The organism is Pseudoalteromonas sp. DY56-GL79, assembly GCF_041414765.1.
GTDB classification, from domain to species: Bacteria; Pseudomonadota; Gammaproteobacteria; order Enterobacterales; family Alteromonadaceae; genus Pseudoalteromonas; species Pseudoalteromonas piscicida.
On record NZ_JANHZS010000015.1, the window covers coordinates 26361 to 38909 of the forward strand.

The 12549-nt window shown below is 43.3% G+C and carries 10 protein-coding genes; 5 read left to right on the forward strand and 5 right to left on the reverse strand.

Annotated elements, in window-relative coordinates:
• Positions 1-40 precede the first annotated feature (40 nt).
• Positions 41-292, forward strand: coding sequence for a hypothetical protein (locus tag NO992_RS12135; RefSeq protein WP_081629150.1), 252 nt, complete (start codon positions 41-43; stop codon positions 290-292).
• Here the strand turns inward: NO992_RS12135 and NO992_RS12140 are convergent.
• Together NO992_RS12140 and NO992_RS12145 are read right to left on the reverse strand one after the other, a co-directional pair.
• Complete coding sequence (locus tag NO992_RS12140; RefSeq protein ID WP_010374208.1) at positions 253-822, reverse strand: alkylphosphonate utilization protein; 570 nt, start codon at positions 820-822, stop codon at positions 253-255. The genes NO992_RS12135 and NO992_RS12140 overlap by 40 nt on opposite strands.
• Before the next feature lie 107 nt (positions 823-929).
• Positions 930-1667, reverse strand: a complete 738-nt coding sequence (locus NO992_RS12145) for an ABC transporter substrate-binding protein (RefSeq protein WP_253106015.1) — start codon at positions 1665-1667, stop codon at positions 930-932.
• A 209-nt stretch (positions 1668-1876) separates the two neighbouring features.
• Between NO992_RS12145 and NO992_RS12150 the strand changes: the two genes are divergently transcribed.
• The gene (locus NO992_RS12150; protein ID WP_371377477.1) at positions 1877-3154 is read left to right on the forward strand and encodes an EAL and HDOD domain-containing protein; all 1278 of its coding nucleotides are present in this window, start codon (positions 1877-1879) and stop codon (positions 3152-3154) included.
• Between the two features lie 100 nt (positions 3155-3254).
• On the opposite strand, the gene NO992_RS12155 is transcribed toward NO992_RS12150, so the two are convergent.
• From NO992_RS12155 to NO992_RS12165, 3 genes are all read right to left on the reverse strand, one after another.
• Positions 3255-4748, reverse strand: coding sequence for an exopolyphosphatase (locus tag NO992_RS12155; protein ID WP_371377480.1), 1494 nt, complete (start codon positions 4746-4748; stop codon positions 3255-3257).
• Positions 4749-4765: 17 nt separating this feature from the next.
• On the reverse strand, positions 4766-6862 hold the full coding sequence (ppk1, locus tag NO992_RS12160) for a polyphosphate kinase 1 (RefSeq protein WP_235368009.1): 2097 nt from the start codon (positions 6860-6862) through the stop codon (positions 4766-4768).
• Between the two features lie 119 nt (positions 6863-6981).
• A complete protein-coding gene (locus NO992_RS12165; protein WP_371377483.1) occupies positions 6982-7488 on the reverse strand; it encodes a glycine cleavage system protein R in 507 nt (168 codons plus the stop codon).
• A gap of 304 nt (positions 7489-7792) precedes the next feature.
• Here NO992_RS12165 and NO992_RS12170 point away from each other — a divergent pair, with 304 nt between their 5' ends.
• The 3 genes from NO992_RS12170 to pstB are packed head-to-tail and all read left to right on the forward strand — an operon-like array spanning position 7793 to position 12547.
• Entirely contained in the window at positions 7793-10027 is a 2235-nt protein-coding gene (locus tag NO992_RS12170; RefSeq protein ID WP_174170599.1) for an ABC transporter permease subunit, read from the forward strand.
• Between the two features lie 15 nt (positions 10028-10042).
• Positions 10043-11692: a phosphate ABC transporter permease PstA gene (gene pstA / locus NO992_RS12175; RefSeq protein WP_371377486.1), complete on the forward strand. Its 1650-nt coding sequence runs from the start codon at positions 10043-10045 to the stop codon at positions 11690-11692.
• 27 nt (positions 11693-11719) lie between these two features.
• A complete protein-coding gene (gene pstB, locus NO992_RS12180) occupies positions 11720-12547 on the forward strand; it encodes a phosphate ABC transporter ATP-binding protein PstB (protein ID WP_010607157.1) in 828 nt (275 codons plus the stop codon).
• The last annotated feature ends 2 nt before the right edge of the window (positions 12548-12549 follow it).

Here is a 12549-nt window from a genome sequence, read left to right on the forward strand (position 1 = left end):
CATAGTTATTCTATGTGAGTCAGGCGAGAACACAGTAGAAATGCTAATCAAGCGCTGCCCTTTGGGTTCACCTGAGTGCGCTTTGTTCATTGTTGCTCAACTTTTGCCTAGATTACTAGGCGGCAAGTCGAGCGTCGCGACCAAAACACACTCAGGAGAACAAAAATCAAACAGCAAAGATCAACAGGCCCTAGTCGATAAGGTATTGAAGATACTTAGCAGTTTATCTTGGGGTGTGTTAGCTAGCGCTAGTTATTTCTTAACAAACTTCGTTAAAATAACGATGTTTTGACCCTCTACACGGCCTTCAATATGCTCTGGGTTTGAAGGCGAAAGACGAATGTTACGTACCGCAGTGCCGCGTTTTGCAACTAGGCTACTACCTTTAACATCCAAGTCTTTAATCAAGGTTACAGTGTCACCAGCACTCAGCTTCACCCCGTTACTGTCTAAGTGGACAAGGTCGTCATCCTCTGCAAGTGCTTGATCAGCCCATGCTCGAGTCTCATCTTCTAGATACAGCATGTCTAATGCATCTTGAGCCCAACCGTTATCTGGCGCGAGGCGTTTAAGCATACGGTAGGCAACAACCTGAACGGCAGGAACTTGGCTCCACATACTATCGTTTAAACAGTGCCAATGGTTGGCTTCTAAATCCTGTTGACCTTCAACCTGTGGTTTGCACTGGCTACAAAGATAAACACATTTGTCAGAATGCGCCTCGGCGACTGGTGGTACTTCGTATACTTCGAGACCATCCGTTGAGGTACATAGCTCACATTGATTGTTACTGCGCTCAGCAAGCGCGGCGGCGATAGTCATAATGATTTCCCAAGCTGTAAAAGCGCCATTATACCAAATGCGTCAATTGATGCTCAATTTATGGGAAGAATTTATGCGTATAACTTGATCTATGTCCAGAGCAGAGGTTATCTGCCACCTTTTGCGTGTATAGGTAGTTGTGAAATATACTGCTGTTCTATTTTTTCGATTTCACCAGTGTCTTTAAGTTGTGCGATAGCCTGATTTATCCGCTTAAGTAATCCTTGATGCTTAGCTAACAGGCGTAGCTGCAACATTCCTTCTGAATGTAGTTGGTTGAAGCTAAAAGCAATACCTAGTTGTTCTGACCAATATAATGCGGGCAAATCACCAATGATAATATGTTCAATTCGGCGTAAGTTTAGGGCCTGCAGTAGTTCCTTTTCGGATGCGAAATCAACCCGCTCGAATATGTGGTCATCATGGTAGTAGTAGCCTCTCACTGTCCCAACTTCAATACCCGCTAGGGTTAGTACTGGCGGTTGAGACTGACGAGTAACAACGTACTCTTTAATAGGTAGAATGGGGTCTGAATAGATAAATCTATCGTCTTGCTTTTGCTGCTCGTTCAGCCAATCTGGACTGATGATATCAAAATCAATTTGCTGCTTCTCTAAATAAAAGTTAGTGCGCTTTGCTGGGAGAAGCAGATTTTCGCCTCTGATCTTTGCCTTAACCAAAATGGCTTCTACCATTTCAGGTAGGATCCCAGGCGCATCTTCGCTGTGAGTAAAATAAGGGTAAAAGCTTCCCGAGCCACTTAAACTGTACTTTAAGTAGGGGACTTGTTCTGCCTTAGTCAAACCGGCAAAGGCGAATAACCAGACGATCAAAACTTGCTTCATGCACTCATCTTAGCTTAACTTTTCTTAGACAGGCAAGCCGCTGGCGTTCTGTGAATTAAAAGCCTACTCTTTATAAGGACTTAGTTTAATAAGTTGGTAACTTTTGGTTATAAGTGTTGTAAAATAGCGAAACTTTTTTATTGCTCGGGGCGTTACCATATTATACGCTCCGAGATACGTGGTTTCCTTTTACCTAATAAAGGATACGAATGTTAATGAGTGGTCCGGTGACTGAAGTACGTAAATCAGCGGTGCAGTATATTGCACGACAGGCCATTTTGCGGCCAGATCAAGAAGTCTTTGCCTATGAGTTGCTTTACAGAGACTCAGACAACAATGCTTTCCCAGTAGGGGTGAGCGATGGGCAAGCGACTGGGCGAATGTTTTTTAACTCCCTAATGTTTATCGGTGTAGACCGTTTGGCTGCGGGACAGCTTGCCTTTATCAACCTATCCGACGAATCCTTGCTGCAAGAATTACCTAGCTTATTAGCGCCACAAAAGATTGTGGTGGAAATCGTTGAGCGCTCCAAAAATATTCCTTCACTGGTGAATACAGTGACTAAGTTAACAGAGAAAGGCTACCGGTTTGCGCTAGATGACTACGACGGCACGTCAAAGTGGGATCCGCTGTTACCACTCATGGAGTTCGTCAAAATTGAGGTTGAGCAGCCAATTATAAAAACCAATATGATGGTAAAAAAGCTCAAGCGTCAGTATCCAGATATTAAGGTTATTGTTGAGCGTATCGAAACAAAAGAAGAGTTCGAGATCATCAAATCCTCTGGAGCTGATTTTTTCCAAGGTTTCTTTTTCGCCAAGCCTGAAATGCTCAACCATGGCAACGTGGAACCATCGAAAATGGTGGTCTTTCAGCTGCTACAAGCAACAGCCAGAAAGTCTTTATGCTTTAAAGAAATACAAACTAGAGTAAGCAAAGATCTGAGTTTAACCGCACGATTGCTAAAACTGGCGAACGCGAAAGCCGGTGAAGACAGATTAGAAATCAAGTCTATTTCTCAGGCCGTTGTGTATTTAGGTGAAGACGCAATTAGGCAGTTTGTTAAAGTACTCGCGTTGAGCGAATTGGGTTCAGATAAGCCCAGTGAGCTGACAAGAATGGGGTTAACTCGTGCCAAGTTTGTGGAAACATTTTTGATGCCAGGGGGCGAAGAAATGGCAGAAACCGGCTATTTACTTGGTCTCATGTCTATCCTAGATGTGATCCTTGATGTTGATCTTGCTGTGATAGCAGCAGAATTTTCTCTCGATGATTCGCTTTCCAGCGCGTTACTGAGTTATCAAGGATTGCTTGGTGGAGCGCTACGTTTAGCATTCGAAATTGAGCGCAATGACTGGCGCGAGGCTGAGCTTATTTTACAAGCTATTCGACCAGCAACACCGACCAATTATCTCTATGATATGGCGCTTTCTAGTCGAGCCTACGCAGATGAGATCCTCTCTATTGTGGCAGGTGATGAACAGTAGTTCTCACCTGACAATATGAAAAGGTAAGTAATCGGAGTTGCGGATAATTAGCGCCTTTCTAGCTGCCCATCTAAGCGCTAATGCTAGCTATTGGTAATACTTATCCAAAGCTCAGGTTAAATTGAATACCTATTGTTTTTAAATAGTGTTGTTCTTGCTCTAAATCTGCTTGAAACAGTGAATGTGATTCGATCCACTCAGCTGCAATGTGAAGTATTAAGGCGTTATCAACGGCTGTGATGCTTAGCTCTGGGAGTTGGTCTTGCTGGCGTTTTTGGTTCACTAAAACGCTGAGACGAAACACTGCCAAAATACGGTTAAAGTGGGTTAGTTCTTCGTCGATTAACTCTGTTAACTCTGTTAACTCTGGCATTTTTATTTTTTTTCGATAAAAGCGTACAAGTGCACTTAGCCTTAATTGCTGGGCTTGAGTAAAGCCCGGAAGTTGACTGTGCCTGACAATATATGCACCGTGTTTATGCATGCCGGAAGAGTTAATGGCAAGCCCAACTTCGTGGAGTTTTGCTGCCCAACATAACATTTCGACATCATAAGAGGATAGTTGCCATTGCGCCTTTAGTTGAGTGCTAAAAAGCTTTATGGTTTCACAAATATTTTCGGCGTGCTGCTTATCAATATTATAGTGATCGCTGAACGTGTTAATTGTGCGGGTACGAATATCAAACTCGTCGGTTTGATGCATTTCAAACAATAAGCCTTCTCGCAATGCATATTCACTAAGGCGCATGCGCTCAAGTCCTAATTGTCTAAACAGTGCTATCAATACAGCAAGGCCGCCAGCAATACTGGTTTTTCGCTCCTCAGGTAGTGCTTTTAAGGAGACGTTGTCTATGTGTCCAGCATCAATAAATAACTGCTTAATTTGCTCCAAAATAGGCAGGGTAATTTCATCGGCTTGAGTGAGCTCGTGAACCATGGCCGCAATCGCCTTAATAGTACCGGAAGTACCGATAACGCTATTCCAGCCGAGCCTTAAGTAGCTCGCGGTAACACTCTCAATTTGTTGCTCTGCTTTTATTTCTGCTTTTTTAAATCGCTTTGCAGATAGCTTACCATCAGCAAAGTAGGCTTTTTGCATGGTCACGCAGCCTACATTGCGACTACTTAACAGTTTGTGTGTTAGGTGCTGACCAATAACCAACTCTGTGCTGCCACCACCGATGTCGATAACCAAACGGTTATGACTGTCATGTTCATGGTTGGCGACACCTTGGTAAATAAGCCGAGCTTCTTCTTGACCTGAAATCACATTGATTGGGTATGGAAAAACTTGTTTTGCCTTAGCGAGAAAATAATTAAGGTTTTTGCAATTTCGCAGTGTATAGGTTGCCACTACTTGCACGGACTCTTTCGGAAAGTCATGTAGTGTCGTCGCAAATTGCGAGAGGGTATCTAATGCTCGGGCGATCGCGTCGTCACTTAAATTGAAATCATCATCAAGGCCCGCGGCCAAGTAAACACGTTGCTTTTCTTTATGGAGGAGTTGAAGGCGACCATCTACTTCTCTTGCTACAACAAGGTGAAAACTATTTGAACCTAAGTCCACTGCGGCAATAGAAGGGTAGTCGCGCATATATTCTTCCTCAACGGTTATTCTTTCGCTTCATTTAATTGGTGTAACTCCCATTTTTTTAAATGGTCATAAATCGCGATCTGAGAGCGAATTTTTTTACGGTTACCTCGGCGAACGTACAGATTCTTCTGTTCGGCGTCAATAATTCTGGCTTTGGTGCGATCTTTAAACTGCAGTTCAATAATATCGATAATTAGTTTCTTCAAATGCTCGGCATAAATAGGCGTGCCTACTTCAACTCGGTGGTCGAGGTTACGGGTCATCCAGTCTGCTGACGAAATATACACCTTGGGGTCGCCGTTATTATCGAAAATCATCACTCGCGGGTGTTCTAAGAAACGATCGACGATACTAATGATCTTTATATTATCGCTAAACTGTGCAAGGCCTGGTACAAGGGCACACATACCTCGCACAATGAGGCGGATCTTGACGCCTTTACGTGATGCTTCGTAAAGTTTATCAACGAGCTGCTTGTCAACTAAATTATTGATTTTAATTGTTACTTTTCCTGTTCTCCCTTGCTCTGCATGAGTTATCTCTTCATCGATCAACTCTACAATTCTACTGCGTGCATTGATGGGGGAAATCATCAGGTGTTCGAATTTAAACGGTAGATAACTACTCTCAATAAAGCGAAACACGCTATCGCATTCTTCCGTAATATCGGGGTGTTTGGTAAACAGACTGAAATCAGTATAAATCCGAGCCGTTTTTTCGTGGAAGTTACCCGTTCCTATGTGTGCATATTTGACGATTTTGCCTTTTTCTCTACGGTGAACCACACAAAGCTTACTATGGACCTTAAGCGCTGGTATGCCAATCATGACCTTAATACCGTATTCACTCATGAGTTTTGCCCACTCAATATTATTTTGCTCATCGAAGCGGGCTTTCAATTCAACCATCACGGTGACTTTTTTGCCATTTTTTGCTGCATTGATCAATGAAGCGATCAATCGAGATTGCTTTGCCACACGATAAATGTTGACCTTGATTTGCGTCACTCTGGGGTCAAATGCCGCTTGGCGGATATATTCCAGCATGTGATTGAAGGTATGGTAGGGGTAGTACAGTAAGATATCTTGAACTGAAATTGCGCGAAAGACGCTGCTATATTTTGAAAAGGCTGCACTTTTAAGCGGCGGCAGGGGCTTGTTTTCTAGATAGCCGCGACCAACATTTGGAAAAGAAATAAAATCTCGAAAATTGCGATATCTACCGCCTGGGATCATGGCATCTTGACCTGTCACTCCTAAGCGCTTTTTCATCAGCTTGATCATTTCTTCCGGCATAGATTCTTCATATACCAAGCGCACTGGTTCGGCATATAAGCGCTGTTTGAGACCTTTAGACATGGTATCTAACACGCCTTCTTCAAGCTCATCATCTAAGTTGTATTCGGCGTCACGAGTGAGTTTCATCGAATAGGCGTCAATGCGTTCAAATTTGAAGAAGCTCTTAAACACATCGGCTATAAAAAATCGAATAACGTCATCGAGCAACACAATCGTTTTATGCCGACGAGTTTTTTCTGGCGGCAGTTGGACAAAACGATTCAGGCGATCAGTAGGGACTTCCAAAAAAGCGTGATGCTGCTTTTCACCATTTAGCTCCACAAAAAGGTGGGTCATGGTGTCATTGATATTGTCTGAATAGTCCTTACTTTCGTTAATCATCATTGGCAATAGGTGAGGTAGTACTTGGTCTTTAAAATAGTTGGCTAGCCAATTCTTATGGAAATCCGATAGCGCATCCGGTTGCTTAATATGAATGTGATGCTCATTTAAGTCGATGAGGATCTGGTCATAAATAGCATTAAACTTTTTACCTAGTTCCAACACTTTCTTCTGAATGTCGGCGAGCAGTGCTTCGTCTTCGTCGAAATTCGTTTCAGGAAGGTTATTTAATAAGATACGGCGTTTTACATCTGCAACTCGAACTTGGAAAAACTCGTCTAAGTTGTTGGAAAATATACCAAGAAACCGGATCCGTTCAATGATCGGGTTGGTTGGGTCCTTGGCTTCTTGTAAAACACGTTCGTTAAAAGAGAGCCAGCTTAATTCTTTGGCAAAGTACGTGATAGTTTTATGCTCTGGAGATACGGCCTGCATGGTTCTTTCCATAGGTACAGCTTATTTTTACAGCTTAAGCAGGGTGTGTGACATAATTATGACAAACACAACGCGCCTGTCGTGTTTGTCACGTAACTATCATGAGTATAGTGAAGGTTTTAGCTTTCTTCTATGTCCACGATCAAATCACTGGTGATTGACTCGAGTGCTTCAATTACGTTTTCCTTGACCGTGCCTGCAGGTAAAGTCACGGTCGCGAAAGCACTGAAAATAGGCAGTCCCCAGTTTGGAGCACTACGTTGTTTTGAGGTTAGGTGCGTGATGTTTGCGCCTTTGTGACGAATAACCGTAGCAAGCTCTTGCACAATTCCCGGTCTATCGTTGCCTGTAATGATTAAATTTAATGTGTCTGGCTCTTCTTGCACTTGCAAGCTTTCGCCTGATTCAACGCTAACGTCTAAACCAGGCAATTTATGCAATGCATCTTGTATTTCTTGCAAATGTTCTTCTGCAACTTCAACCTGTACGATGCCCGCGAATTGTCCGGCAAGATGGCTTAAGTTACTGGTTAACCAGTTGCCATGGTTAGAAAGAATAGTGGAAGAGATTTCCTCAACGAGACCCGGTCGGTCCTTACCTATAAGTGTTAATATTAACTGCTTCATATCATGTCTCTTTTTTTGTGCCGCCCGTGGGCGAAAAACGAATTCGGCGCATGATTTAGACTAGTCTAAAAACTTACTTTGTCCAGTGTCTAAAAACACTTAATGTAAAGAAATGCAACGGAATTTTTGTATTTACTCTAGACTAACAATCAGAGCACTTTTTGAGCCGATTAGTTCCATTATTTTTATAATGAATTTGAAGGCCAAAACCGATTGAAGAAAGTGCAATTGTGTCTCGGGTGTAACACAACTGTCATCTTGATGAAATATAATGCCCCCAATTTTTAAACCAAAGGGTATATTGATGACTTCAAATCCGCAAAAGCCATCCTTTAAAACGGATAGAAGCCGTCTCTTTAAAGACAGGTTTGCACAATTTGGCATTACTTCTGGTGGAGTAATGGTATTAGTCGCACTTTTACTTATCTTCTTCTACTTACTATATGTTGTTCAACCAATCTTTGAATCGGCAAAGGTTGAGAAGCGTATGGATATTCAGCTTACACAAGACAAAACATATTTAGGTGTAGGGGTAGAAGAACAAACGGAAATTGCGTACTTACTCGGCAGCAGAGGTTCGGTAGATTATTACCAGATAAAAGGTGAAAGCGCCGGTAAATTACTAGATACATTGGATGTTGAACTTGACGGTAATATTACAGCATTTGCAGAAAGTGCGCCTTTCTTAGGGCAATATGCATTTGGTCTGGATAACGGTCAGGTACAACTGGTGAAGCCGATGTTCACGGTAAGCTTTCCGGGAAATCAACGTGTCTTAACTCCTCGCTTAAGTTATCCACTTAATGCGAAGCAACTGATTGTTGATGAACAAGGGCAAGCAATTCGTAAATTCGCCTTTAGTCACTTCGAAGACAAAACCGCTGTTGTTGCACAGACTGCGGATAAACGTGTGATTTTTGCCTCCTTTGTTGCAGAAGAAAACATGTTTACTGGAGAGGTTGAATGGGTGGTTGAGCGTACCGAGCTAGATATTGATGGTCGCGTTGATGAGTTACTTATTTCTCCAGACACGTCGCGCACATTTGTTCGCTCAGCAAATCAAGTTTACGTCTTTGATTCTCGCTATGCTTCTGAAGTTGAGTTATTCCAGTTGCTTGCTGCAAATGAAGAAAATGCCAACTTGGTCGATATGAACCTACTAGCGGGCGCCAACTCATTAATGCTTGCTAACGACAACGGTGAGGTTTCACAGTGGTTTGAAGTCAATACCGATGATGGACGCCAGTTTGCTAAAATCCGCTCTTTTGAGACGCCAAAGAGCAAACAGGTCAAACTATTTAGTGAATATTATCGTCGTACTTTCTTCACGACTAATGAAAATGGTCAATTAGGTCTATATTACACCACCAGTGAAGCGCACTTATGGCAAGGTAAAATCACAGATAAAGCTGTACAAAAGTTTGCGGTAGCACCACGTGCTAATGCGGCTTTGTTACTCGCCGATGATACGTTAACGGTGGTAGAACTACACAATGAACACCCAGAAGTAACTTGGTCTGCTTTGTGGCAAGAAGTGTGGTACGAAGGGTATCCTGAGCCTGCTTACACTTGGCAATCAACCTCTGCGAGTGATGACTTTGAGTCGAAATTCTCATTAGTGCCTATTTCATTTGGTACCATTAAAGCGGCGCTTTATGCCATGTTGTTTGCTGTTCCTATTGCATTAGCGTCAGCAATCTACACCGCCTATTTCATGTCGAGTGAATTACGCCGCGTGGTGAAACCAACGGTCGAGATAATGGAAGCACTACCAACGGTTATCTTGGGCTTCTTGGCGGGCCTCTGGCTTGCTCCTTTAATTGAAACGCATCTACCTGCCGTGGTTGCTTTATTGGTGCTATTGCCAATCGCGATGATAGCAACGGCATTTGGCTGGACTAAGTTACCTGCAAAAGTGAGACACGTTGTGCCTGAAGGTTGGCATTCAATCTTACTGATCCCTGTTGTGCTTATCGTAGGCTGGATTTCATTTGCCATGAGCGCTGGTATTGAGTCTTGGTTGTTTGGCGGTAATGTGCGTCAGTATCTAACCAATGAGTTAGGTCTAACATTTGACCAGCGTAACTCGCTAGTCGTGGGTATCGCGATGGGTTTTGCGGTTATTCCTACAATCTTTTCTATTGCAGAAGACGCGGTATTTAGCGTACCTAAGCACCTTTCTAATGGCTCATTAGCACTCGGTGCCACGCAGTGGCAGACTTTGGTTCGTGTTGTATTACTGACAGCAAGTCCAGGTATCTTCTCTGCGGTAATGATGGGTCTTGGCCGCGCCGTAGGGGAAACCATGATTGTATTAATGGCAACAGGTAACACGCCAATTATGGATTGGAGTATCTTCCAAGGTATGCGTACGCTTGCTGCAAACATTGCGGTGGAAATGCCGGAGTCTGAAGTTGGCAGCTCTCACTATCGCATCCTGTTCCTAGCTGCCTTTGTATTGTTTATTTTTACTTTCGTATTTAACACCGTTGCTGAGTTTGTTCGCCAGCAGCTGCGTGAAAAGTACAGCTCAATGTAATTGGAGTGACATGACATGGTAAAACAGTGGTTTAAGTCAGGTTCTCCGTGGATCTGGATGACAGGTGGCGCGGTCAGTATTAGTTTGATTTCAGTAATTGGACTACTTGCGATGATCGCATGGAAAGGACTGAGCTTCTTTTGGCCATCAGAAGTTGTAGAAATGCATCTCGACGGTTCTGTTGCTAAGCAGATTGTTATTGGTGAAATATACGATCGTGAGATGGTACCAAAGTCTCGCCTTGAAGCGGCTGGATTCGACCTTTCAGGCTACAACAGCGAGCAAATCGAGCGTTTACTCATTAAAACGGGTAACCGTGAATATGTAGAACTTGATTTCCGTTGGGTATTATCAACTGATATCAAAAGCCAGTCTATGCCAGCGGAATTAGCGGTATTTGAGCGTAGTAAAAATGGTAATTTCTATGGCTATGTTGCCCGCGTTTTAGAAGACGGTAAAGTAGTCACAGAGCAGCCGATTGAAAGGCTACATGAGCTTGTTGAACGCGCCGTTGACCTTAATGACGAAGCGCTTGATCTACAAAATAGCGAAATCGGGCACATTAACTATGAGCTTGAACGTCTACGTTTAAAAGAAAAGTCGTATCAGCTTGATAATGACCTGACAGAGGAAAAGTTAGCAGAGTTAAATGCACGCCGTGCTGAGTTACGCGAAGATTACAAAGTCTTCGAAAAACGTTTATTTGAGCTAAGAAAACAGGCCAAGCGTGACCAAGTTGTGGTCCGTGATATGCGTGGTGAAGAAGTGACTTTACCTCTGTATCAAGTGTTGGACGTTTGGTTTCCAAATGATATGGGCTTTTTTGCCAAGGTGGGTCACTACCTGGTGCAAATCAGCAAGTTTGTGAGTGATGACCCGCGTGAAGCAAACACCGAAGGTGGGGTATTCCCTGCAATCTTTGGTACGGTATTTATGGTTATGCTGATGGCGGTGATCGTGACACCATTCGGCGTTATTGCGGCAATTTATCTTCATGAGTATGCAGCAAAGAATGCCGTGACCAAGATGATCCGCATCGCGGTGATTAACCTTGCAGGTGTTCCATCCATTGTATATGGGGTGTTTGGCTTAGGATTCTTCGTTTATATGCTAGGTGGGTCAATTGACGAACTTTTCTACCCTGAGGCTGCGCCAAGTCCTGTTTTTGGTACACCGGGTGTGATTTGGTCTGCACTTACACTTGCTATCCTTACTTTGCCTGTGGTTATTGTATCCACGGAAGAAGGTCTGTCTCGGATCCCAAGCTCAGTGCGTCATGGTTCACTTGCGCTTGGTGCGACTCAAGCAGAAACCTTATGGCGGATCATTGTTCCAATGGCAAGCCCTGCAATTATGACGGGTCTTATTCTTGCTGTTGCGCGTGCCGCGGGCGAGGTGGCCCCTCTGATGCTGGTGGGTGTAGTAAAAATGGCACCAACCCTACCGCTAGACGGAAACTTCCCCTATATTCACTTGGATCGTAAGTTTATGCACTTAGGATTCCATATTTATGATGTTGGCTTCCAAAGCCCGAATGTTGAAGCTGCTAGACCTTTGGTTTATGCAACCGCGTTCCTACTGGTTACAGTGATTATTGCACTGAATATCACAGCAATTGGTATTCGTAACCACTTACGCGAAAAATTCAGATCGTTAGAGCATTAATAGTAAAGATTTTTAATAGGTAAAAACATGATTACAGTAGCGCCAGAAGTCAATCAAGCAAACGGCAATAACAAGCTTGATTTAGCAAACTTAAGTCCAGAACTCACCGCACTAGAGATCAAAAACCTAGATCTTTACTATGGTGATAAACAAGCCCTTAGCAACGTCAATATGTTGATCCCAAAAGGGCAGGTAACCGCGTTTATCGGCCCATCAGGTTGTGGTAAGTCAACATTACTGCGCTGTATTAACCGCATGAACGACTTGGTTGATAGCTGTCGTATTGAAGGAGAAATCAACCTTCAAGGACAGAACATTTATGACAAGAGCGTAGATGTTGCGGCACTGCGCCGTAACGTAGGTATGGTATTCCAAAGACCAAACCCTTTCCCTAAGTCTATTTATGAGAATGTGGTTTATGGTCTGCGCCTGCAAGGTATCAAAGATAAGCGCAAGTTAGACGAAGTGGTTGAAAAGTCACTCCGTGGCGCCGCACTTTGGGATGAAGTAAAAGACCGACTTCACGACAGTGCATTTGGTTTATCTGGTGGTCAGCAGCAGCGTTTGGTGATTGCTCGCTCTATCGCGATTGAACCAGAAGTGTTGTTACTTGATGAACCAACATCAGCACTCGATCCGATTTCAACATTGGTTATCGAAGAACTCATTAACGACCTGAAAAACAAGTATACTGTAGTTATCGTTACACATAACATGCAACAAGCTGCGCGTGTATCTGATCAAACTGCGTTTATGTATATGGGTGAGTTAATTGAGTATGCAGATACCAATACCTTATTCACCACGCCGTCTAAGAAGAAAACAGAAGACTATATTACAGGTCGTTACGGTTAAGG